Raw genomic sequence first — 23,724 nt, forward strand, 5'->3', positions numbered from 1 at the left:
CATGACTATTCTTCTTATATCCGTCCATACTTTCACCTCACACCTTAAGTATGGACATCGAAGGGTAAGGCTAAAAGCGTATACCGTCTAAAGACGGTGGAGTTAGACCACGCGTTTGGAAATTAAAATGAATCTTGTCCGTTCCTTGGATGATCGACCAAGTGTGTTGAAAGTATTCCTTCAGATTAAAGTCTTGCTTAGTGAATGCCTCCTCCGTTTGTTTCAACTCAAGGAATCGGCTTAATCGAAACGTACGAACCCCTTTCTTCTCATGACAGTAAGCAATTAAATAGAAGCGATGGTCTCTAGGAATTAAATAATAAGGATCAAGCAAAGGGACATGGGGACAGGTTCCTTGTCCCTAAAAATTAACGGGACTGAGTGCCTGTCCCATTGTCTCTCCACCCCCCATGTAATCTCCTTGTAATCAGATTGTAATAATATTCTATTTTACTCTTTCATAGGGATGAGTTATAGACAAGCTCTCAAATACAATATGTACTAGGAGGATTAATTTTTATGAAGAGACTAATTTTTGTACTAACATTCCTAGCAGCTCTATGTTTTGCTGCCCCTGCTTTTGCCTATACCGTTCAGGAAGGTGACACCATGTCAAAAATCGCACAAGATAACAGCTTAACATTAGACGAATTAGCGAAGGCTAACCCGCAAATTACAGATCTTGACCTGATTATTACAGGACAGCAAATTAACTTACATAAAAGCAGCGACTCTCCCGAACCAAAAACGGAAAAAAGCAATTCTAAAGACATAAGTCTCTCTGAAAAGGAATTCGATCTATTAGCTAGAATTGTACGAGCCGAAGCTCAGACAGAACCTTTCGAAGGAAAAGTAGCGGTGGCGGCTGTTGTCTTAAATAGAGTAGAAAGCTCACAATTTCCTGACACAATAAAAGAAGTCATTTATGAGCCTAGGCAATTTCAACCCGTTGCCAATGGTCAAGTCAATAAACCAGCTGATCAAGAGTCCATTGAAGCAGTAGAAGCCGCATTATCAAACATGAGAAATATATCCGAGGATTCATTATTCTTTTACAACCCAGACATAGCCACAAATCGCTGGCTGGATTCAAGAGAAACAACCGCTGTCATTGGACAACATGTATTTAAAAATTGATTCTGCCTGGTGCCGGGCTAAGTGGATTTTAATGCAGTATAGCGGGTGTTATTTTAGGTGAATTATCTAATATTTAGCATATTTTAGGGGTAGTAATGTCGAAAGTTATCCCGAAGAATTTTTACTCCTCAGAGCTGCTGTAGCAGTATCTGCAGCTGTCCACCATTAAAATGTCGTGATTTATAAAGATATAACGCGAATCAAATTTAGATTCAATCCAAATGTGATTACAAATCCCCTTTATAAAGGGGATTTGTGTACCTATACTGAGAAAATATCAAAGGGTCTCAAATCGTAAATGTCGTACTATTTTCAAGATATAAGGATCTGACTCTCATGTTTATTCCCTCTCAAATAAATGAAATGTATCTGAACGCAAACCTAGTCTAAGAGTTTCAAGTGGAATAGAGTCTGTGAAAGGGATATTGGCTAAATTCACTTGATGTCCAACTTTTTGAATAAAATAGGTCTGCATCTTTTTACTGGGTGCTTCAAAAATAATATCTTCAATGGGGATTCCAGATGAAAGAATCTCATCGATAATATCGTATCGCATTTCTCCATTGCTTTGACAAATACCACTTGTTCCACTTTCCCTTGACTCTGTGATAACCTTCTTCGAACCAGCTTCAAGATCCTCTACAATGTTGTCAATCCATTCAGAAGTAGAATAGGACTTTTCACAGTCTTTACTTCCTACTTCACTAAAAACATGGAAATCTCCAGAAAATTCGTTGATTAATTTCGCTTTTTCTTTATTTTCTAATTCAATTGTTCCATTTGAAATTTCAATGAATTCGCATTGGTACCTTTTACAATAATTATAGAAATCATCAATTTTTCCTTGGCTTAGAAATTTTTCGAACAAAGTACCTCCAAAAAAGTAATGAATATGGTTTTCCTGAAGGTAAGAAATTTTATCTTCTATTTGTTTGGTAATAAGAGAGGTCCCCCAGCCAAATTTAACAAAATCAACGAGTTCAGCGGAATTATAGACGATATCTTTAAATGAATTTAATGAAATACCATTATCAATTAATATCGTTAAACCACTATTCCTTGGTTTTGATTGTCGTATTGGGAGCTTTAGTCCAAAAAAGGGTAAGGTTTTCATACAAAAATCCTCTCATTATCATTATTTTTCATTTATCTAAGTTTTCATGATAAAACAATGACTATTTCTTCTGTGTAAATGACTCATTTCAATTAATGGTGTGAAATTCGAGGTCAAAAAGCTTTTTGAAAAACTAATTGTTAGTTCACTTTTCAAGCTAAGTTCTTTTCACCTAAAAACAATTCATTTAATTCTACTACAAAGTAAAGTATAGCCCCCGGTTATGTTCTAAGATTTAAACTACATACACGCGTTTGTTTGCTTTTTTTGAACAGTTAATTGTTCTTTCCACCTAATGATCGCATTATCAAATACTTTTACAGCATTGCTGAACTTAAAGACTTTTCTATTCCATGTCCTAATGGTGAATGCCCCCTTAAAAGAAGTTCAATTCTTTCTGCTAAAGGAATACATTCTTGAAAATAATCCATCTTTTCCTTAGTCAACAATTCACCGATAAACTCCATTTTATTTAACACTTTACCTTTATAAGTACTATCAATTGAAATAGAACCGTTTTCATATTTAACCACTTGACAGAATGGATCAAGACTTACATAGTAAACGTTCATTACCCTCTTCCTCCCTTATAGCCATCTGTTTTAACTTCATTTTTAAATTTTTTATAGTGTCCAACCTAATATTTACCATGAAGCCCTAAGATTCACTTTTTTATTTTTGGCATTTGTTATAATGTTTCTTTTTTATTAAGTGATCCATAATCATGGTTAAGTGGACATTCGTTTCCTCCCTAGGTTCATGTTATTATTACGAACCCATTTTTGTTACTTTTTGGTATTTTAATTAAATAAGAATAGTAGTTTAAAGTTTGATGGTGAAATGTAATGTTAAACTCATTATTAATCTCCTTTTTAGGCCCATAAAAAAAAGACTCTATTAAGAAAACTCAATAAAAACCATTGAAATTCTTAAATAGAGTAAGATCCAATATTTCCCACACTCCATCAAGCCCAAATACTTTCAAGACAAAGTCCCATAGTTGCTTCTTTGAATAGTGTATTAAGAATATTTTCTGAGGAGGAAGAGAAAATGAAAAACCACTATTCACCAGATCATCTTGCTTGGCATGAAACATTGGAAATTCATGAATTGACTGCTTTTCAATCGATTGGACTAATGAAGCTAAAGAAAGCATATCCTGAAGTTACTGATCCTGCTTTAAAAGAATTATACACCCAAGCTATAGAAGGTTTGAGTGCAAATATCCGGGAACTACTCGAGTTCTATCCTATGGCGCCCAGATCAGACCAAGATGACGATGAGTTTCGTAACGATGAGATCCCCTTCTATGCTGGAGATTTGTTAGCTTTATTTAAAACAGGGGTCAGAAATTATGCAATTGCCATTACTGAAACCGCAACTCCCGCTCTTAGAAATGTTTTAAAACAGCAATTAATCCGTGCGATTGATACACATGCAAAAGCTTTTTATTACATGTATGAAAGAAGCTATTATCCATCGTACAATTTAGAGCAATTACTACAGAATGACATTAACCTTGCAAATAAAGCGTTAAATAAACATTTTTAAATCAGAGATAAGCTAATCTGTACCGAGGACATCTGAAAAAAAGGTTATGCCCATGGAGAAGGTGATTTCTGTATTGAACAGATGTCATCTTCTTTAAGTATAGTAAATCAAGTCATGTAATTCTTTTTTAAAAAGTTCTTCAAATGTAGTATAGGATCTTATATAGGTTTCAATCTTTAAAGTAGCATAATCTACATCCTTGACTGAAAATATCTTCTGTTGACGTAATAACGCATTAAGACCATCTCTAAATCTAATTTGACTGATCGAATAACGATTATCGGCTCCCCTTCGTTACAGGGTAAGTTAGAGCATACAGGAGATTATTCTTCAACTGTTGTATTTAATGAAGCTTATAAGAGTCTTCAACAAGCACTTAAATCTTATTCATAAAAAACAGGTAAAACTATTGGCTATCCAACGGTTTTACCTGTTTTTATTACGTAGCAAGCTAGAAACAACATTTTCTATTCAATCCGTAAAAGAATAAATTTTTCTGAATCCTTCATGAAATCTAAGTTAGTTAGTTATAACCTGTCTCAATCCAGCAGATTTTCATCATCATTTTGCTTGAATGGAGCTCATAATAAATCCACTTCCAGGTAAAGTTGGCATTTTGACAAGACTATAGCTTAAATCTTGGTCTGGAACATTATACTGAACCTTGTTTACTAAGAAATCTAGGGACGATTTCATCACTTCAACTGTAATTCCTTCACCTGGACAGCGGTGTCCCTTTTCGGGATCCCCCCCACCTTGTGGGATAAAATCATATAAGCTACCTTCTCTATTTCTAAAGCGTTCAGGTTTAAACTCGTTTGGCAGATTCCAAAGCCTTGAGTCATGGTTTGTACCGTACAGGTCAAGAAGAACGAGTTGTCCCTCTTTAAAATGGCCTTCTTTCCACGTAAAGTCTTTTTTAACCCTTGCACCCATAAAAGGACCGAACGGATAATAACGTCGCACCTCTTGTGCGAACCATTCAAACCAGTCATCATCTCTTGACTCAAGCTTCTCTTTATACTCTGGATGCTTATGTAATGCTAAGGCTGCAAATGTAATAAAAGTAGAAATGGCAACAATTGGTCTTAACACATTGATGAGTTCAATAGCCCCCATACGAGAATTTAGCTTATTTCCTTCATGGTCTTTATGAAAAGCCATTGCATGCAGGGCCGTATCTTCCTCTACTACTAACTTACCAGCTCGGACGTTTTCAATAACTCTTTGGATCCACTCTTCTGCTCTGGCTCTTGCTCTTCTGCCTTTCCAATGCCTTGGACCAACAGCACCAAATGCATCAACCATCGAACTAAAATCGTCTGCTCTTTCTTTTAATTCTGCTTCGGGAAGAGGAACAACAGCCCAGTCGCAAGCAACTCTGCATAAAACTTTCTTTGCTTCATCAAAAAGAACAATTTGATCTTGACCTTCCCATTCTTTAATGCAATGCTGCCATTCCTTCATCACAAGTTCAGCTAATCGCTTTTGATGAGGTGGAGTCATCAAAGACATAAATAGGATTTTTCGGTGAAGATGCGATTGTCCATCCATCGTCTGAATCGCATCAACACCAAACAATGTCTTTTGTACCCTCTTTGGTGCAGCACCATTTCTCTGAAATCGTTCTGAATCGTAAAATACTTTTGCTGCTTCTTCCCCACTCATGCAAATCACATTTTGACCTAATAACCGTGCTTCGAATAAATCAGACTGATATTGTTCGACCCTGTTTTTGATAAAAAGATAGCCCTCTTGCATGAGTGCTAAACTATTATCTAGACTTCTATCATGTGGAACTCGTTCATTCATTTTACATTCTCCTAAGTTTAATTTTGAATACTTATAAAGCTGGTATGAATTAAAAGGAAAGGTTATGAGATTGCAACTTATATTTCTTTAACCGCTTCATATAACCTCATTGGAGGAAGGTTCCTAAAGAAATATTGATCTTGTACTTTGGAAAAATGATCTACTAAATAATTTTTCAAATGGTGATCTTTCTGAAAGAAGGTTTGATAAGGTAAAAATCTCCCTCCTGCCTTTAAAACCCCTTTCGTTTTTTGTACAATGTTTTTTCTTAGTTCCGGTTTGAAAAAAGTAAACGGAATACCCGAAATAACATAGTCAGCCTGTTCAGTATATTGCCTCATAATTTCATCAACATGTTCAGCGCTATCGTGGTGAATCTTTAAACGGTCATCTCTCACATTATCATTCAAATATTTCACAAAGTTTTTGTTTAGCTCTATAACGATCATTAAAGAGTCTTTTGTCATCCGCTCTAACAAATAGTTTGTAAACACACCTGTAGCTGGACCGTATTCAATTACAACTAATCTTTTATCGAAATTCATTTTATTACATAGTTCTCTAACACATGATTTAGACGTTGGTGTAATAGATGCAATATTAGGGTCTTTAAATAGATTAACCATATATTCTTTTGTACTCATTGTTTTCTCCTTCATCATTTTTATAATCATACAAGTTGTTAACCTATGTTAGAGTTATACCTTTTTTTTAGTTTTTGCAATAATATACGTAAGCAGGAGGCAGATTCCTATACTCTTTTATCACTTCAATTTCCTTAAAGAATTGACTAATAAACTTTCTCTTGCACCGGGTGTATTGGAAAGTAATAAATCTCCCCTCTTTTTTTAGTATCGTTTTTGTTAATTCTAATATTGTCTCTGAGACAGGGATTGGCAAGCTAGCAAAAGGAAGTCCCGAAAAGACATAATCCACATATGGAATACCATAATCAATTAAATATTTGTCTATGTATTCTACAGTCCCATTGATAATAAATACATTTTTTTCATTTTCATATTTATTTTTTAATAATTGATAGAACTTTCCATTTGATTCAATTAATAAGAGAATAGTTTGTTCACCCTTCTCTGTAATTATTTTGTCAGTAAACGCACCCGTACCAGGACCATATTCAACAATATATTTTGCCTTTATTAAATCGAACTGGTCTATCATCAGATTTGTAAGGTATTTTGAACTTGGAGTGATAGCTCCAACCGTTCTTGGATTTAACAAGTATTCAATAATGAAATATAAATTCTTCAAAGTTAAATCAATCCGTTCTGAGTCAATTCAATTACCTACCTTTTATTTTGTATATTGCAAGAACTTAATTATGCTTGAACAGATGTTAATAGTGAAACTCACATAAGATTTTCACTTAATAAATCTTATTATAAGTTAGTCAAACAAATTTATTCTCTGAACTATCTATTGTCTTAATAACTTTGGAACCAATCTCTCAAAGAGGACTCGAACTTTTACTCCTTCTTTCGCTTTTAAAGTAAGTTCATCCGGAAGCTTTTCCCCTAATTAATCCCGTTGAACCTGGTAGCTGCCTGTTCAACCTCTTCTCTCACAGTCTCGATATCTTCATTTGATGTGATACCAATAATTACATCATAAATAATGACACGAGCTTCTTGAACACCTTCAATATCTTCAATCCGATCAACTATTCGTAGAACTGTTTTTCTATCATAATTTTGGTGATAATTTAGTTTCCCTTGTCCTTGAGCTGATCGCGTATGATTTGTACTAACAGTGCCTTGTCTAAATTGTCCGACTGTACCTTGACCTCTTAAAGCTCTACCACCTTAACCTACTTGTCCTGTTTGGCCACCAGTCCCTTGACCTCCGAACAATCCACCTTGTCCTGTTTGTCCATTAGTACCTTGATCTGTTTGATAGTTATTTGCACCTACACCAGTAGCTTGATCATTATTTCCACAGCCAGTCAGACCACCAACAAGCATTGTTGCCACTGAATAGACATAGTAATTTTTTATTTTGAATTTCCCCCTTCTCCAATATCATGACTTAAAGCGTTGATTGCAAACAGGTTAGTATCTGGTTGTCCTTCTAAAAGAAAGTTGTTGTGGACATTTATTTTTTATTTTCAATCTGTAAAAGGAATTAAAAACCCCAGAAATAAGCTTTTAGCTTTTTCTGGGATTCTCACTGTTATTATTGAATGTTATAACCACCAAAAAATTGAGGTTGAGCTGATTGGGCATTTTGCTGTCTTGCTTGCTGTGCATTTGTTCCTGCAAAACCTGGTTGAAACGCTGCTTGCGGACCACTGAATTGACCGAAGTTTTGCTGTGTTCCCATTCCTTGCTGTCCTGTTTGCTGAAAGCTGCCTCCGCCATATTGTGGCTGGGCTGACTGGGCATTTTGCTGTCTTACCTCTTGGGCATCTGTTCCTGCAAAACCTGGTCGAAACGCTGCTTGCGGACCACTAAATTGACCGAAGCTGCTTTGCTGTGTTCCCATTCCTTGCTGTCCTGTTTGCTGAAAGCTGCCTCCGCCATATTGTGGCTGGGCTGACTGGGCATTTTGCTGTCTTACCTCTTGGGCATCTGTTCCTGCAAAACCTGGTCGAAACGCTGCTTGCGGACCACTAAATTGACCGAAGCTGCTTTGCTGTGTTCCCATTCCTTGCTGTCCTGTTTGCTGAAAGCTGCCTCCGCCATATTGCGGCTGGGCTGACTGGGCATTTTGCTGTCTTACCTCTTGGGCATCTGTTCCTGCAAAACCTGGTCGAAACGCTGCTTGTGAACCACTAAATTGACCAAAGCTGCTTTGCTGTGTTCCCATTCCTTGCTGTCCTGTTTGCTGAAAGCTGCTTCCGCCATATTGTGGCTGGGCTGACTGGGCATTTTGTTGTCTTACCTCTTGGGCATCTGTTCCTGCAAAACCTGATTGAAATGCTGCTTGCGGACCACTAAATTGACCAAAGCTGCTTTGCTGTGTTCCCATTCCTTGCTGTCCTGTTTGCTGAAAGCTGCCTCCACCATATTGTGGCTGGGCTGACTGGGTATTTTGCTGTCTTACCTCTTGGGCATCTGTTCCTGCAAAACCTGATTGAAACGCTGCTTGTGAACTACTGAACTGATTTGGGTTGAAATTTGTCATATAGACACCTCCTAAGAAGATTATTTGTTAATAACTAAATAAATATTAGCAAAATATCCTGAGTCATGATTAAAAGAGAAATATTTGTTGGAAAAGTACCAAAGAGATATAAAAAAAACCTATTAACCAAATACGTCATTTTATAATTACATAGAGTTCAATGTATTAATTAATCCTTTCTTATTATTCTAGAGGTCAAGATAACCACCTCTAGTAAACCAAAGAACATTAAATCCCCCAAAACCTTTCTTTATTCAGTGGTATGTAGACTTGATCCCCATGAATTTGGCGATGGAATATTGGAGTTTTAAAAAGATCTTTAACATAATACTTCTCTTGCTTAGCTCTTGCAGTCGTATAAGTTATTACTTTTTCATGCATCCAGATGCCTCCTAACTAATATTGGCCCTAAGATATCCTTGTTTATTGAAATTGTGTTGGAATTTGTTGCTGCTGTTGTGTAGATTGCTGTAGGTAAGTCGTTTGTAATTGACCTAAATATTGATTCTCTTGTATCAATTGGGTACATAATTGAGACAGTTGTTGTCATTTGACCTGCCAAATTTTCATGTTGACCTATTTGTTGTAATTGGTTTGTTATTTGCTTTAATTGTTGTGCATGTTGCTGTTTCATTAGCTGCATTTGTTGAAGCATGCTTTGAAGTTGTGTTTGCATATCAGACATATTCATTTGATTTTGAATCATAGTGAAATCCCTTCAGAATTTTGTTTGTGGTGCATACTTAAATTAACCATTAAATTGGAAAATATGTACACGACTAAATACAGTTTTTTTCTTTTTAACCTTACATTTTGACCACAAAAAAGGACAAGTTTACCTTGTCTTCTTAACACTTTTATTATAGTCTAAGCTTGTGGAGATGGTTCCTCTTGACGTAAAATACCTGCAGCCACGAATTTATGGAAGAACCATTCTCCCACACCAATCACTAATGCTGAAATAAAAGCAATAGAAAATGCATAAACAAGAGGTCCAATTAGCCAAATGGCGATTGTTGTAAGACCTAAATCAGCAATTGTAGCAATCGTATTGTTCGATACTCTCAAAATGCCCATATTACCAACAATATAACTTAATCCAACAATCAAAAAGGATAAGCCAAAAGTGGCACCAGCCGGGTAATGATACATAGCCGTCATAATAACCAATAAGACAACTGCAACCATTAAAGTTTTAACAATTAAAGCAGATACGTGTCGAATCTCAATAACCTCCTTTTTAAGCCAAGTATAGTTACCCCGTCGGCGCCAAATAAAGTAATAATTTGCAACACAAAGCGATCAAAACTGTTGTTTTTCAAAGGGCGGTCAGGCCGCTTCGTGTAATAATGATGTAGCGATTTAAAGGTTGGGCTATTGGCAACGAGCCGACGTATCGCGACATCTTCGGGTGCCTTCTCCCTAATTTATGAGAGTACAATCTTTCTCTCCATCTGTCTGTTTTCATTTACTCTGTATCACCTTTGGCAGAAAGAACTTCGTTTTGTTAGGCAAACTCATCCAATTTATACCTAACCTCATATGAAGTTCGTGTTCCTCAGACCGGAAGATTTGCCGCGCGCTTCCTTCAGATCCTACATCACCATGGACTGCGTTAAGCTAACTGCTGCTTCTGCCTTCACAGTTCGGGACTTGCACCCTAGAGATTGTATTCTTGCTAGGCACACCCAAAAAGGCTTGAGGATATATACTATCCTCAAGCCTTAAATTTTGTTGATGTTTCACTAAAGCATTACAGAGCGACTTAACAATCAGGGTATACTTTTTATTTCTTCTAAATATCTGTCGAACATTATACTTTGGTAATATTTTAAAAGAGCACTATATTCACTATCAGTAAACAAAGCTCGAGACTTTTTTTCTCCAACGAAAATTTCTGGCTCAATAATGACCTTAGGTTTTTCTATCTTATTTTGCTTTAAGTCTTTGCCCATTACTACCATCTCCTATTACTATTTAAAACTTCTCAAGTTCCGATTCTAACTTTTACATTGTACTAAAGTCTATTCCGCACTTATCTTTGTGGAAGGTACAAACGCCTTTATTCTTAGAATTTAATTTCTGCATTACATAACCTCTCCTAAAAAGGTAAGCCTTTAAGGTCGCTACATTGGATGAAGTAAAGCACAAAAATCTTCTTGGTTATGCTACCAATATATAATCGAGGAAAGAGTAGCGATTATATTGTTAATAATGATTTAGAAGGGCCTGGGTAAATTATAGCAGAAAGAGTTTGTTTGAATTTTATTTTTTCTGGGGGAGTACTATGCGGTTAGTAAAATGGGATTATGTGCGATGGAGCAGGATAAAGGCTGTTTTTAACACCCATCCAGCTTCACCCGTAGTTTTTGGGAAGGTCAATCAATTTTACATCGTCTTTCGGGTTCTGTGGGATGAGTCGGATCAAGAAGTATCAAGAGAAGACTTGCTTAATATGGAACTCCTTATTAATGAAGAGCTTGGTAGCCTTTCCGAATATAAAAATCGAAAATCCGTAAAATGAACGTGAAAATCTACTAGAGCTTTTTCGCGGTTACTTCACATTCAAATTGAGGATTAACCTTGGAATAATGGACAAATCTTCACTAATTATTATAAATGCAAGTTTTTAGGGGATTTAAATGAATATATGAAGGTGTTTCCAATAATTTAGACCAAACTATGCTTAACCTTGTCCACCCCCTCATTGTTTAACCCTAATTGCAAATGTGGTTATAACTGTCAAGGTACACCACAACGTCAATGTGAATGTGGTACAGAAGGCTTTCAGGCAAACGAGATACATGAATCCGTTGCTCCGTGCGATAGAAGAAATGAGAGTGTAATGGCTGATCAGTTTGCAATCATGTCCCTTTTGTTGTCGCTCTACCAGAATCACACCCCTTAGCAAACGACACCTCTCCTCTTGATTTAAATGAGATAAAAAACGAGTCCTTTATTTTACCTTTTCGTGAAAAAGAATCAGTCTACTACGACACGATTATCTCGTTATGTCGAAAATTCGGCTTCACCCCTAAAATTGTACAGGAAGCACATGGAATCCTAACGATCCTTTCTCTCGTCACTGCTGAATACGGACTAGCTCTTGTCAGCCATTTAGCCAGGGAAAATACAATAAATGGACTTGTGTTTAGAGAGATAAAAGATTCAAATTTTATCGATCTGCATATTGCTTGGAGAAAGGATGAGAATTCCCCTATTGTGGACTCCATTCTTAACGTGTATAACGAATTATTTACTTGAGGGTTGCGCTTCCCTCTTAAAGAAGGTGTATTTGGTAATTTAACTATTTATGAAATGGCAGTATATTTTTTGCATAAAGAAAAGACCTCAATATACAAAAGATGTGTGATTCACTGTATATTGAAGGTCTTTTAATCATTCAGGCTTTTCAACTAAACTCGTTCATTAAGTATAGTCGTTGAATAACTCATCAAATGATTGGCTCCTCGCTATTACTGTGGAAGAATCACTTGAAAAATTGAAGGAGCATAAATTACCTAAACGGTAACTTATGCTTTCTGAAAAGTATTCGTATTTCCTTTCAGATTTGAATGATCTTTACCAACTAAACCAAGAGTTTGCACTGTTGAAGTATGAATTTCATGCAGAAGCTCTAGGTTTTCCGTTAGAGACAAGCCATAAGAAGGAATCATTTCTTTTATTTTTGGTTCCCATTCATTGATACGTTGCGGGAAGCATTTTTTTATTAACTCTAGCATGACGGAAACGGCGGTAGAAGCACCCGGCGAAGCTCCGAGCAATGCAGCTATCGAGCCATCAGAGGCACTAATCACTTCTGTACCAAATTGAAGCATTCCTCTTCCCTCTTCTGTATCTTTGATAACTTGTACACGTTGGCCTGCTACGACTAAATCCCAATCCTCGCTTTTGGCGTTCGGGATAAACTCACGTAACTCTTCTAGGCGTTGTTCTTTTGATAACCTAACTTGCTTGATCAGGTATTTTGTCAATGGTATGTTTTTTGCACCTGCCGACAACATCGTTACAAGATTATCTGATTTTACAGAAGTGACCAAATCAAACATTGAACCGGTTTTTAAGAACTTTGGTGAGAAGCCAGCAAACGGCCCAAATAGCAACAATTTTTTATTATCGATAAATCGTGTATCAAGATGCGGAACAGACATTGGAGGGGCTCCAACCTTCGCTTTACCGTATACTTTTGCATGATGCGCTACTACAACCTCAGGATTATTACACACCATAAATATTCCACTCACTGGGAATCCACCAATATATTTCCCCTCATGAATGCCAGATTTTTGAAGTAAATATAGGCTTCCTCCCCCTGATCCGATAAAGACGAACTTTGCAGTATGGCGTTCGACAGTATCGCTGTCGACATTCCGCACTTTCACTTCCCATAAGCCGTCACTAGTACGATAAATATCAACAACACGATGCTTGTAGTTTATATTGACATTTTTACTCTCTAGGTGGTCAAACAACATCCGCGTTAAAGCGCCAAAGTTGACATCAGTTCCAGAGTCAATTCTTGTTGCCGCTATAGGTTCATTCGTTGCACGGTCTTGCATAATAAGCGGAATCCATTCCATCAGTTTTCCCGGATCATCGGAAAATTCCATCCCCTGAAACAGAGGATTGGTTAACATCGCTTCAAATCGCTTCTTTAAAAAAGATACATTTTGATTGCCCTGTACAAAACTCATATGAGGCAATGGCATGATAAAGTTCTGTGGGTTACGTATCCGGTTATTGTTTACAAGATAAGACCAAAACTGCATAGATTCTTGAAACTGTTCATTAATTTTTATAGCTTTACTAATATCTACAGATCCATCCGCCTTTTCATTTGTGTAGTTAAGCTCACACAGGGCCGCATGCCCTGTTCCGGCATTATTCCATTCGTTAGAGCTTTCCTCCCCAGCGTTTGCAAGCCTTTCAAACACTTTAATTTCCCAGTCCGGTGCTAATTCTTCCAATAGTGAACCTAAAGTTGCACTCATGATACCAGCACCAATTAAGATTACATCGGCTTTAGTTTGTATGTTGCTCATGTTCACCTTCCCATACCCTAAGATTTGCAGAAAGGATGTAGGTACTCTTGTTTTAACACCACAGTAAGCCTCGGCACACCGAGTCACACCATTTCTGGATCAAGTATAATTAAGAATCGTGATTCACTATTATTATGATAGTTATAAGCTATTTAAAATCCGGTAAGAAGTGGAAAATCCCTGTCCTAAGCCCTGGGAATAGGCATAAACTCTGTTTTTCTTGTCCAGTAGCATCCCTTTCCAGATGTTTTCTCGTGAATTGTTCTTGAAAAAAGTGCCCCCCCTTCATATTCATAATATACTCATTAACTTAGCTTGAAGTAAATCCTCTTGAGCGTTTCTGATATCTGATCCTCCACTTCCCTCATTAACGACGGTAGGCACCGCATCTCCCTAGCCTGTTTGAAAACAACTTCGCTTGTTTTTTACCCTTCAAAAACCTACAAATCGTCTATCACTCTGTATTCTTTTGGGACAAGGAACCTGTCTCTTTGGATATGCTATTTATACGGTGCTATTAGCTCATCAATTGTAAAGAGCTCCCCGTTTTTCATCACCATTTCAACATTAGCTGCTTCTTCAATTTTTTTATGAGGATTCCCATTTACAAAGACGATATCGGCTAGCTTACCTCTTTCAATCGAACCAAGATCATCTTCTACTCCCATTATTTTTGCCGGTTCAATCGTTGCGGTGTGTAACGCCTCATAAGGTGTCATTCCATAACGTACCATCGCTGAAAGTTCTAAATGTGTACCAATGCCTATATCCATTAATGGCGCATCAGTTCCGTTTAATACTACTCCACCAGCATCCAAAATATCCTTTAAAATAGCGACATCTTTAGCCAAATCTACTGGAAACGGTGGCTCCTTTGGAGGTTGTATTAAGGCAGCATATTGCCACGGTGTATACAATTTTTTTACGCGCGGATCTTTTTCTATTCGTTTATACGATTCGAGCTCATCTCTAGCGAACATCGTAGAAGTCACCGACATATTCGAGCGCCCTGCTAATTGAATTACATCCTCATAACTCTTTCCACCTTGCGTCTTCGTTCGTGAAAATACTTGACGTTGCGTTCCAGATATATGTGCTATTCCGTCTTGACCGAATAACATTGGTGGATAGAAGTAATGCGAGAACGTAGGTACTCCTATGTCATGAGCAAATGTAATCACTACATTTTGATGATCAAAAGGAAGTCTAACGTACGTTTTTAAAATATCAACATCTAAGGCTTTCCCTCTTTCAAGTTCCCGTTCTACAGCCTCTATACTTGTCGTCGGCCTAAGAGGACTATAATAGATACGTGAGCCATCTATCAATTCACTACTTGCGAAAAAACGGGGTCCTACTCGGGTACCAGCATAGGTCGCTTCACGATCTTCAATGGCGCGGTAAGCAAAATCACCCATCGACATTGTATTTGTGATCCCGAAGGAAAGCAATTGCCTCCCTTGCCTTGCCCCATAGAATTCATGAAAAAGCTGCTGATGAATATGTGCATCCCATAATCCTGGAATTACGGTAAGCTTACTTGCATCAATGAACTCCCCAGCATAATCATGTTTACCATGTGGTGTGATATCGACAATTCGGTTCCCTTCAATAATAATATCGACATTTTCTTTAATGTCCTCATTCACTCCATCCCATAGCTTTCCGGCATGAATAATTTTCGTTCCACTCGGTTGCTTCGGTGTCCACCTCATTTGAAAAGGCAACGTTTCTGAATTTCTATCTTCTAGCGAAACACGCTTAAACTCCCCTTTTGATAAATATAGTAATGTTTTTGAGTCACCACTCCAACTTGGTGAATCAGCAATTTCTTCTGTAATTTTAAAAGGTTCTCCGATGCTTTTTCCATTCTCATCAACCGGCATAATCCAAAGCTGACTTTCAATAATAAACACCATATTCTTCCCATCAGGTGACCACACGGGTCCTGAGTTTTTACGATTACTTAAGGATAGAAACTTAATCGGCTCTTCGTAATAATGTGAACCCGTCTTTAGATCAAAAGTTAGGATTTGATTCGTCCCTTCACGAAATCTATTCGTAGTCGTTTCTAGTGACGTGAGTGCTATCGTTTTGCTATCAGGCCCCCATGTTGGTGTTCCTGGTAAGTTTAAAGATGGTATGACTTGATCGATCTCTTTTGTTTCAACATCAACTGTATATGTTTCACCCGTTTGATCTTGAAAGGCAATTTGGGTTCCATTAGGCGACCATGCCGCCGCGACTTCAGCCCCGCTAGAGATGAATGTTAGCTGTTGCTCTTTACCTGTTTCAAGATCTAAGATATAAATATTTTGTGTTCCTGCTTTATCCGAAGAATAGGCAAGTTTTTTCCCATCAGGCGACCATGCAGGGTCCAACGCCATGTGGCCGTCGTTTGTCAAAGGCCGTGGGTCTTCATCTCCTATCTCCCACAACCAAAGGTCATTTAGCGCAACAAACGCCACTTGCTTTCCATCTGGAGAGATTTTAGGTGCAACAATTCCCATTACCGGACGCGGGTTAACAGAGTCAAAATCATGCTCTTTGTATTTGTAATCTCTTTTCTCTACTTCAATCTCTACCTTAAAAGGAATCGTGACTGCTCGACTTTTAGTAAGATTTCGCGATTGGATGTGGCCGTCTGCTGTATACACAATCTCATCTGCTGAAAGCCACTCTACAGGAAACGGAAATACATCACTATCGTCAATCAGTTGTGAAGGTATATGATCTTTAGATAGATCAGTCATCATTAAGCCACTATCCAGCAAGAAATAGGTGATTCTACTCCCATCCGGTGACCAAGAAGGTGAGAACACCGTCCCTTTACCATGTATAAGAGTCCGAATATTTCCATCCTCGTCGACTGCTTGAATCATATCTTCAATCAAAAATGGATCATTATTTACATAGGCAATTTCATCCCCAGAGGGGGACCATGTCGGCTGATACACTTCAGTTAACGTATTTGTCCATTGTTTCAGTTCATTTGTCATTAAATCAAGTACCCAAATGTCATAACTACCTGTACCTCCACGATCAGATGAGAAGGCAACTTTTGTTCCATTTGAGGAAAAGGTTGGTTCGCGGTGGTCGTACGGACCATGTGTGAGTTGTTTCATATTTGTCCCATCAGGGTTCATCATGTAGATGTGAAAATTTCCTGTTAAGTATGATTGAAAGACAATTTTTTCACCGTCGGGCGACCATTCAGGATAGGAAGGATCAACATAATTACCGGTAATTCTTTTTGCAATGCCACCATTTACCGGTACCTTCCATAACACTCCTTGCAATTCCATTACAGCACTTTTACCGTCAGGAGAAACAGAAACTGAAATATTTGTTCCCTCTGTTATTGTCACTGTAGTAGCTTCTGAAATATTACTCATTGCGAAAGAAACATAACTGTAAGAAAAAATGAAAGAACTAATGACGAAAAAGACTATGAACAAAAATAAGTGTTTCCCCAAAAATAAATCCCTCCTTTAACTAATATAATCCCAAAAGTATTACTTTTGATTATGATTTCCGCAAAAAGTTAAAGGGGTTTCAAAAACGTCGTTAAATTCAAATTATTATTATCAATCCTAGAGTAAAATTTTGGGGCTGAAGTGAACAAGTCAGTTGGAAACATTGATTTATGAAATTAAATTAGTAGAAAGGATGAGTGAATAAAGTTCCTACCCGAATAACCCTTACTGTAAGCGTAAAAAAGGTTCCTGACCCCCAGTGCTTTAAAGCACTGGGGGTCAGGAACCAAAATTAGACAACCAAGTTTTTTCGTGGATCACTTACTTTATCAGTTAATTGTTTTAGAATCCCATGATGAAAATCTTCAAACTTAAACGCATCTAAATAATTCTTTATGATCTTCTTAATCATTAGAGGATAATTGATTGAGGCGAGCAACAATTTGCTCCTCCCCTTCTTTCAATAAATTGCTTGTGACCTATATGCACGAACAAAATATATAACCAGAGGATTCTTTCTAATTTCTCATTTGGATAAACTCTCCACTCTTTAAGTACGTCCACTAATTTTGTATGATCCTTACCCATTTACTTTCGCCAGCTCGAGTAACGGATTGGATTCATGAAATACTTTATTGTACGTTTTTCGAATGACTGAATCCAATGAAAAGAAAGTCTCATCTTCTCTCTCGAATGCTGTTTTCAATAAATATTGAATATGAGCATCTTTCGGGCTCATTTTGAAGAGGGTGCTCCCTCTGATGAAACAATCGAGCAATATGTAGAAGAGAGTCTTGATTCTTATATGGATTATTTTAAAACTGAGGAAATATACGATAAATATACTTTAATTCTTGAACAGTCGCATTCAGCTTTTAAATCGAAACAATATGCTCTTGCTTATCCTCTTTTTTCTGTAATTGAAGGTCTGATTGGTACTACTTTTGAAGAATAAGAGATAGATATAACATTGAAACTAGGCTAAAACGTCATAAAAATAAGCTATATTTTAAATTAGTTGACTATGTAGAAAATACAGAAGACGAGCTTGCTATAAACTTACTTTTCTTCAGAAGAGTATTTAAAGTTTTTGAAGAGATTTTTAAACCATCCTGGGGAGAACATCCAGAAAATATTAATCGTAATTGGATAATGCATGGGGTTTATAATTATGAGAACATTACAAAAAAAGACGTTCTCAAGCTGTTTCAGTTAGTAAAGGCTGCGGAAGTGGTTAAATATATCTTTCGAAAAAGAAGAAAAAGAAGCGTCATAAAGGTGGATTTGCAATTAAATTATAAAGAATAAGCCTTAAATAAAGTTTCGTAAAACTAAGACCTTCAATACACATATAATGTATAACTCACTGTATATTGAAGTTCTTATTGTTGAACTAACCACCCGATTTAGTTCAGCAATCTTGAAGGATATTTTATTTAGCTTCTGTCATAGGTGAAACTAATATACTTAATCCGATATCACTATAATCCCACATTTTCACTCATGGAAATGTCCCTTCTGGTAATTCAAATACTCTTTGTTCTAAGGGTTTGATTGGTTCACTCGAGCCAGTACAACCATGAGAAAAAGTAGCTGGATGTATGTTCACTTTTCTTCCTGTATCGTTAAAGTAAATAAATTTCATGTCATTATCCCCTCCATTAAAACCACTTGTTAGTTGAAAATGAATAAGGTGTTTTGTATATAAAATACAGAATGTGTAGTGACTTAAATTGACTTTGCTAATTGCTTGATTAACCCTCACGAAAACCATCTGGCAAATGTTTAAAAGAACGAACTAGTTCCGTTAAGCAATCTTCACAAAGGTCAAAATTCCATTTTTCTGTATCATGCCTAGTTCCGTAACCAAAGTGGGTCGTAAATGATTGAAAAACGTTTGATTGCCATTCCCGTTCATAATCTTCGCCCTCAAGTTGCTTTGTTTTTCCGCATTTGTTACATGTGATAGACGTTTCTAAATACGCTCTTTCAACCTTTGTTATTTCCTTTTTTTCGTACTTCCTCATTGTTTACATTCCCCCTTATATCGCATTATTCGTCATATATGAAAAGACGACCACTATGAAATGCAATCGTCTTTTAAATGATTAATCTATTACCAGTATCTTTGTACTATACAATACAAGTCACTAAACTATTACGTAAAATATAAATCGTATTAAAAAATAGTACTGACAATCTTAAGTTAGAAAAGATTCATTTCTAATTCATGTTGGCTCGATTCTCCAATAGAAAAAACGTTAAATACCGTCTTTTATTGACCATACAGTTATATAATTTTAAATTCCGCATTACCCTTGGAGCTTTGTCCTCTACACTTTCTTTTCTATTTCATATATTAATATAGTCACATTAGAAAGGAGGACGGAAAATTATGGGCCAATCACACTACCACACAGCTTGTAAATATGTAGGTAGACCTGTGGAAATTAGGGATTGTTATGGCGAATGCTATCGGGGCACTCTAAAATATATTACGCCACACGGTGTCTATCTTAGTACAGGATCTGGCGGAATATTCTTCCCATTTTTCGCTATTGTTTCTTTAGTGCTGTTAGGCTCGTTGTTCTTTTTTTAAGTAACAAATCACTTTTATAATTTTTAACAGTTATTAAAAAACATTAATGGAATAACAACGCAGCTACATCATTGTTTTTTTCAAAAAGGGCTAAGGTACTAAATTTGGTAGACATTCAGAAGGGGATGCTGCCCTTTCTGAATGTTATACATACAATTTTAACGCAACTCTAAGAATTTGGTTTACCTTATCTGCTTGGTCTTTTATTAATCAATAAGTCAGCGCATTTAGCATATGTTACATATAAATGATAAGAATTGCGCTTGTGATGGGAATTTGACTACTGCACATTATCCCTTCAACCATAGCGAGTATGTCCTCGAAATGCTCTCATTGAATTCTATAAATACAAAATGTATGTTTCTCTCAATAAGTTCGTCCAACCCTTTCTGTTATCTAAAACATAAAGTATAGTAATCCTCTAAGATTGGAGGTGAAACTTATGTCTGATTATGTTAAAAAAGATAACAATTTTGCGTTAATTGTTGTTCTATTCATTTTATTAATTATTGTTGGAACAGCATTTGTAGGTGGAATGTACTAATTAGGAAACCCTCCAACACACTTTATGATTTCCTTTTAATAGAGCGCCCTAGGGCGCTTTTTTTCATCAGTCTCCCGTGTTAATACATTAACTTGCCAAATCATTACCTTCGCAGTATAAGTCTAATACGTAATATAATAGTTGCTCTACAATCTGGTCCAATAAAAAGAGAACAAACCTAAATTTGTCCTCTCTAAAAATATTGACTATAAAATTGGTGTCGCAGTTTTCCACTCAACTGTGCATATATCCTAATTTCACCAATACGAAATACATAAACTCAAATAATGCTTTTTCCATTGTTGTTTGGCAAGACTCCCTTAAATGTTCAATCTCTTGTTCAGAGAGAAACCTCGGAATTCTTTTTCATAGTTTGGGCTCCTTTATTTTAGCAGTTGGATTTTTTGAAATATAGTCTTCTTCATAAAACCATTTAAATAAGGATTTAAGAAACCTTATTCTATGTCCTAAACTTGAAGGCTTTAGGTGTTCCCCTTCTTCTACTAGGTACTTCTTCAATGAATCCGTACAGAAGCAATTAATGTCTATATCTCCAAAATGTCGTATTAGCACTAAGTTGGAAATAGTAGTTTTTCATTGTTAGGGGCGAATAGCCCTTCAATTCTTTTATCGGACTGATACTTCCTCCAAGCTTCGGATAATACACTCACACTCCCGCAATTATTTATTAGGTTTTAAAACTATTGGGAGTATGGTCAGTGATTAGTAGTTTTATTCAACAATATGGGTAGTAGAATAATATTGATCAAAATATCCTGTGCTTACACAAAAGACGCTTACCTATTAATGGTTTGCGCCCGATTATTGAAGATTATCTATTGTTCTTATTAAAGATGAACACCCCTTTGGTACAATAAAAATTCCATTTTAAGAACCATTGAGTACTCATCAAAATATTTACCGTTGAATTTTGCAAACATTTCGTTCCAGACCATAAGCAAGATTTGTTCATTCCTAGACTATTGAATCCTGTCGTTGAACAACAAATAAAATACTTTTGTATCTAGCTCAAATACCCCTTTTTTTACTATAATGGGAATATTCATTGTATTCCCTCTTTTAATTCAGGTTAGATTTAGAATGGTAGTTCTCGAAGATACTGCTTTATTCACGTTTATTAGTGGCAGCCGTCATCATATCTTTTTGGATTATTAAATACTTGAGTTATACTTCTTTCACTGACGTGTTGCGCCACTCATATTACTACAACTAAAATTCAATAGGAGGTAATTAAAATGGCAAGATTCCCTTTATTACCGATTGAAGGAAGTCCGTTCCAACAGGCATTAGAAAATACACCCAAACTTCGAGCGGCTTTTTTACAGATGGAAGATGCGTTAAAAGACATTTTGGAACCGGAATTGTTAGAACGCATTCGTTTGCGAACTGCTTCCAATAATCACTGCGAATATTGACAAAACATTCAACACATTGCTCTGGACGAGCAATTAACCGAACGTGAAAAAGTTGCACTAGAATTAACGGACCATATTATGGCTTATCATGGACTACTACCTGAAGATTTGTATCAAAAGGTAAAAACGTACTTCACTGTTCAAGAAATCACGGCGTTATTTTTTCAAATTGGAAGTAAAAATGCTGCCAATTGGTTTCTAATTGCAATGCAAATAAAATAATAAAGATGCAGTTACCTATCGCCGTCATTCTCCGGGGGATTTTTTAATCTCAAATGGAAACTGCTATTTATAACAACGGCCATGGTGTATTACCTTCTTATATTTAATTCAAGGGTATAGGCGTTTCTTTGGGTAATACACTGAGCCCAGTGCAGGAGTACAATTTTCGATTCTTCAATAGCTGAAAGACCTGATGCATCTCCGGCAATATCTATAAACGGTCAATATACCGCAATAAAACCAAGGATAACCTCCTTGGTTTTTCATTTGTTATCGTGCTAAAACGATCCTTTACTTTAATAAAAAGAGACTTACTTCCCTCTTGAAGCAAAGCCCGTTAGTGGAAGAAGAAAAAGCTGCCTTAAGGACAGTTCTTATCAAAAACTATTGCAATACTTAATTTTATTTAACAAGCTCAATAAAGTAATGATCCTTACGATAAGACACTGCCTCCATGGTTGCTTTGTGCTTTTCGGTGAAATAATCTCCACACCCTCCGTTTCACCTTGAACGACTTTATTTTGTAACGACGAATGCTTCTGAAAGTACTCCCAGGCAAAGGACATAATTTGTACTTATTACGGTATGTGATATTTAATATTTTTGAGTGCCCTAGAAAATCGAGACCTGTATCCTGTACGTAGCTTCTCTTTTTTGAACAAATCGATTGAGCTCGGTCTTCAACTAGAAGCAAAGATCGCGTATCTGGATTTAAACAATGACTGACAAGCTGAAGCCCGTTTGGTTCAAAATTATGGGCCCCATCAATTAGGATGGCATCATACTTAGGAGCGATCGCTTGTCCTTTTTCTAGTAGTTCAATACATTGATCTGTTTTTCACTCGTTTTTAAATCAAGTTTTAACCATTGATGGAAGTTTCGAACGGTAATGTTTTTAGGTACAGATACATCTGTTTCTAAACCGTCTTCTCCAAAATGAAAGTCGAATAGATTCTCGGGTTCTGAGGACATGGCTTGGACGATTTGAGCAATGTTTTGAGAAAGAGATATGTTGTAACAGAGTATGAGGAGCTTCCAATTAGGGTGATCCTTTGCTAACATTTGGGCGCGACTCGCTAGAATTAATGTCTTACCACTTCCGGCCACTCCTCTAATCAATCTGTTCTTATCACCAATTTACTTCGCTAGATTTTCTTGATGCAAATCCATGGTTTTAATGTCATGAAGAGATAATAAGAGTTGATCTTGATACGGAACCGTTTCTTTGTACCATGAAAATTAACATCTTATGTATCAAAAAAAGGCCATACTTAAGAAGACGCAGCTCATTCTTTTTTAAAAAAAGAGAGGAACGCCATATTTCAGGGGATATTACATTTGAATGGGTTATTCTAAGACACTTCTGGTTCCACAAGTGAAACAGTATAGCCTAGACTTTCAAGCCTTCGTAGTGAATGTCGAACAATGGATTGTTGTTTTTGCTTATCGAAGTAATCTTCTCCTAAATCGACGTACATTTCTTTACGGGTCAATAAGTAATTGGAGATTCGTAATATCGCATGCGCGACTACAACTGCTGCCCGCTTTTTACCTTTACGTGCTGCAGTACGGCGATAAAGCGCTCCGAGGTAGTTTTTTGACCCTCTAATAGATTGGGCTGCTTCAATT

General features: G+C 36.7%; 24 protein-coding genes and 5 pseudogenes. 8 read left to right on the top strand and 21 right to left on the bottom strand.

From position 1 onward, the window contains the following. Positions 1–70: 70 nt before the first annotated feature. The gene (locus LDX58_RS23635; RefSeq protein WP_227939954.1) at positions 71–334 is read right to left on the bottom strand and encodes a WYL domain-containing protein; all 264 of its coding nucleotides are present in this window, start codon (positions 332–334) and stop codon (positions 71–73) included. 185 nt (positions 335–519) lie between these two features. Here LDX58_RS23635 and LDX58_RS23640 point away from each other — a divergent pair, with 185 nt between their 5' ends. Continuing rightward, positions 520–1,137 carry a cell wall hydrolase gene (locus tag LDX58_RS23640; RefSeq protein WP_227939956.1) on the top strand — a complete coding sequence of 206 codons (618 nt, stop codon included), beginning with the start codon at positions 520–522 and terminating at the stop codon, positions 1,135–1,137. Positions 1,138–1,477: 340 nt separating this feature from the next. Here LDX58_RS23640 and LDX58_RS23645 read toward each other — a convergent pair whose 3' ends face one another. Together LDX58_RS23645 and LDX58_RS23650 are read right to left on the bottom strand one after the other, a co-directional pair. Beyond that, complete coding sequence (locus LDX58_RS23645) at positions 1,478–2,251, bottom strand: phosphosulfolactate synthase (protein WP_227939958.1); 774 nt, start codon at positions 2,249–2,251, stop codon at positions 1,478–1,480. Between the two features lie 317 nt (positions 2,252–2,568). After that, positions 2,569–2,823 carry a hypothetical protein gene (locus tag LDX58_RS23650; RefSeq protein WP_227939959.1) on the bottom strand — a complete coding sequence of 85 codons (255 nt, stop codon included), beginning with the start codon at positions 2,821–2,823 and terminating at the stop codon, positions 2,569–2,571. Between the two features lie 478 nt (positions 2,824–3,301). On the opposite strand from LDX58_RS23650, the gene LDX58_RS23655 reads away from it, so the two are divergent. Further along, positions 3,302–3,802, top strand: coding sequence for a spore coat protein (locus LDX58_RS23655; protein WP_227939961.1), 501 nt, complete (start codon positions 3,302–3,304; stop codon positions 3,800–3,802). 561 nt (positions 3,803–4,363) lie between these two features. Here LDX58_RS23655 and cypC read toward each other — a convergent pair. The 11 genes and pseudogenes from cypC to LDX58_RS23705 form a co-directional block, all read right to left on the bottom strand. Continuing rightward, the gene (gene cypC / locus LDX58_RS23660) at positions 4,364–5,614 is read right to left on the bottom strand and encodes a CYP152 family fatty-acid peroxygenase CypC (RefSeq protein ID WP_227939963.1); all 1,251 of its coding nucleotides are present in this window, start codon (positions 5,612–5,614) and stop codon (positions 4,364–4,366) included. Between the two features lie 77 nt (positions 5,615–5,691). Next, a complete protein-coding gene (locus tag LDX58_RS23665; RefSeq protein ID WP_227939965.1) occupies positions 5,692–6,258 on the bottom strand; it encodes a class I SAM-dependent methyltransferase in 567 nt (188 codons plus the stop codon). 67 nt (positions 6,259–6,325) lie between these two features. After that, a complete protein-coding gene (locus LDX58_RS23670; RefSeq protein WP_227939967.1) occupies positions 6,326–6,883 on the bottom strand; it encodes a class I SAM-dependent methyltransferase in 558 nt (185 codons plus the stop codon). Between the two features lie 263 nt (positions 6,884–7,146). Continuing rightward, a pseudogene (locus tag LDX58_RS26880) lies at positions 7,147–7,368 on the bottom strand (YhcN/YlaJ family sporulation lipoprotein); the annotation flags it as partial. A 66-nt stretch (positions 7,369–7,434) separates the two neighbouring features. After that, complete coding sequence (locus LDX58_RS23680; protein ID WP_227939969.1) at positions 7,435–7,593, bottom strand: hypothetical protein; 159 nt, start codon at positions 7,591–7,593, stop codon at positions 7,435–7,437. Positions 7,594–7,804: 211 nt separating this feature from the next. After that, the gene (locus LDX58_RS23685) at positions 7,805–8,755 is read right to left on the bottom strand and encodes a hypothetical protein (RefSeq protein WP_227939972.1); all 951 of its coding nucleotides are present in this window, start codon (positions 8,753–8,755) and stop codon (positions 7,805–7,807) included. A gap of 228 nt (positions 8,756–8,983) precedes the next feature. Continuing rightward, positions 8,984–9,136 (bottom strand): hypothetical protein, encoded by a 153-nt coding sequence (locus tag LDX58_RS23690; protein ID WP_227939974.1) that lies wholly within the window; start codon positions 9,134–9,136, stop codon positions 8,984–8,986. After that, positions 9,129–9,461 (bottom strand): hypothetical protein, encoded by a 333-nt coding sequence (locus LDX58_RS23695; protein WP_227939976.1) that lies wholly within the window; start codon positions 9,459–9,461, stop codon positions 9,129–9,131. The genes LDX58_RS23690 and LDX58_RS23695 overlap by 8 nt, the downstream gene beginning before the upstream one ends. A 161-nt stretch (positions 9,462–9,622) precedes the next feature. Next, positions 9,623–10,030 (bottom strand): DUF2512 family protein, encoded by a 408-nt coding sequence (locus LDX58_RS23700; protein WP_308017607.1) that lies wholly within the window; start codon positions 10,028–10,030, stop codon positions 9,623–9,625. Beyond that, positions 10,014–10,158 (bottom strand): annotated as a pseudogene (locus LDX58_RS26885) (IS110 family transposase); the annotation flags it as partial. The pseudogene LDX58_RS26885 and the gene LDX58_RS23700, both read right to left, overlap by 17 nt. Before the next feature lie 369 nt (positions 10,159–10,527). After that, complete coding sequence (locus tag LDX58_RS23705) at positions 10,528–10,710, bottom strand: hypothetical protein (RefSeq protein WP_227939978.1); 183 nt, start codon at positions 10,708–10,710, stop codon at positions 10,528–10,530. 332 nt (positions 10,711–11,042) lie between these two features. Here LDX58_RS23705 and LDX58_RS23710 point away from each other — a divergent pair, with 332 nt between their 5' ends. Further along, positions 11,043–11,279, top strand: coding sequence for a protein YuzH (locus LDX58_RS23710; RefSeq protein WP_227939980.1), 237 nt, complete (start codon positions 11,043–11,045; stop codon positions 11,277–11,279). Positions 11,280–11,635: 356 nt separating this feature from the next. Next, positions 11,636–12,019 (top strand): annotated as a pseudogene (locus tag LDX58_RS26890) (LysR family substrate-binding domain-containing protein); the annotation flags it as partial. Positions 12,020–12,288: 269 nt separating this feature from the next. On the opposite strand, the gene LDX58_RS23720 reads toward LDX58_RS26890, so the two are convergent. From LDX58_RS23720 to LDX58_RS23730, 3 genes are all read right to left on the bottom strand, one after another. Continuing rightward, on the bottom strand, positions 12,289–13,818 hold the full coding sequence (locus LDX58_RS23720; RefSeq protein WP_227939982.1) for a malate:quinone oxidoreductase: 1,530 nt from the start codon (positions 13,816–13,818) through the stop codon (positions 12,289–12,291). 500 nt (positions 13,819–14,318) lie between these two features. Then, positions 14,319–17,294, bottom strand: a complete 2,976-nt coding sequence (locus LDX58_RS23725; RefSeq protein ID WP_227939990.1) for a DPP IV N-terminal domain-containing protein — start codon at positions 17,292–17,294, stop codon at positions 14,319–14,321. 292 nt (positions 17,295–17,586) lie between these two features. After that, positions 17,587–17,736 (bottom strand): hypothetical protein, encoded by a 150-nt coding sequence (locus LDX58_RS23730; RefSeq protein WP_227939992.1) that lies wholly within the window; start codon positions 17,734–17,736, stop codon positions 17,587–17,589. A gap of 276 nt (positions 17,737–18,012) precedes the next feature. Here LDX58_RS23730 and LDX58_RS23735 point away from each other — a divergent pair, with 276 nt between their 5' ends. Next, on the top strand, positions 18,013–18,249 hold the full coding sequence (locus LDX58_RS23735; RefSeq protein ID WP_227939994.1) for a hypothetical protein: 237 nt from the start codon (positions 18,013–18,015) through the stop codon (positions 18,247–18,249). A 546-nt stretch (positions 18,250–18,795) separates the two neighbouring features. Here LDX58_RS23735 and LDX58_RS23740 read toward each other — a convergent pair. Beyond that, entirely contained in the window at positions 18,796–18,939 is a 144-nt protein-coding gene (locus tag LDX58_RS23740; protein WP_227939996.1) for a hypothetical protein, read from the bottom strand. Between the two features lie 109 nt (positions 18,940–19,048). Beyond that, positions 19,049–19,321, bottom strand: coding sequence for a hypothetical protein (locus tag LDX58_RS23745; protein ID WP_227939998.1), 273 nt, complete (start codon positions 19,319–19,321; stop codon positions 19,049–19,051). A 1,014-nt stretch (positions 19,322–20,335) separates the two neighbouring features. On the opposite strand from LDX58_RS23745, the gene LDX58_RS23750 reads away from it, so the two are divergent. The 3 genes from LDX58_RS23750 (at position 20,336) to LDX58_RS23765 (ending at position 22,095) form a co-directional block, all read left to right on the top strand. Continuing rightward, on the top strand, positions 20,336–20,437 hold the full coding sequence (locus tag LDX58_RS23750; protein WP_227940000.1) for a YjcZ family sporulation protein: 102 nt from the start codon (positions 20,336–20,338) through the stop codon (positions 20,435–20,437). A 1,256-nt stretch (positions 20,438–21,693) separates the two neighbouring features. Next, entirely contained in the window at positions 21,694–21,873 is a 180-nt protein-coding gene (locus LDX58_RS23760) for a carboxymuconolactone decarboxylase family protein (protein WP_227940001.1), read from the top strand. A 78-nt stretch (positions 21,874–21,951) separates the two neighbouring features. Next, entirely contained in the window at positions 21,952–22,095 is a 144-nt protein-coding gene (locus LDX58_RS23765) for a hypothetical protein (protein WP_227940002.1), read from the top strand. Positions 22,096–22,526: 431 nt separating this feature from the next. Here LDX58_RS23765 and LDX58_RS27010 read toward each other — a convergent pair. Both LDX58_RS27010 and LDX58_RS23775 read right to left on the bottom strand, forming a co-directional pair. After that, positions 22,527–23,325 (bottom strand): annotated as a pseudogene (locus LDX58_RS27010) (DEAD/DEAH box helicase family protein); the annotation flags it as partial. A 122-nt stretch (positions 23,326–23,447) separates the two neighbouring features. After that, a pseudogene (locus LDX58_RS23775) lies at positions 23,448–23,724 on the bottom strand (IS110 family RNA-guided transposase); the annotation flags it as partial.

Origin of the sequence: Alkalihalobacillus deserti (genome assembly GCF_020734105.1) — a bacterium.
In the GTDB taxonomy this organism is placed as follows: domain Bacteria; phylum Bacillota; class Bacilli; order Bacillales; family Bacillaceae_D; genus Halalkalibacter; species Halalkalibacter deserti.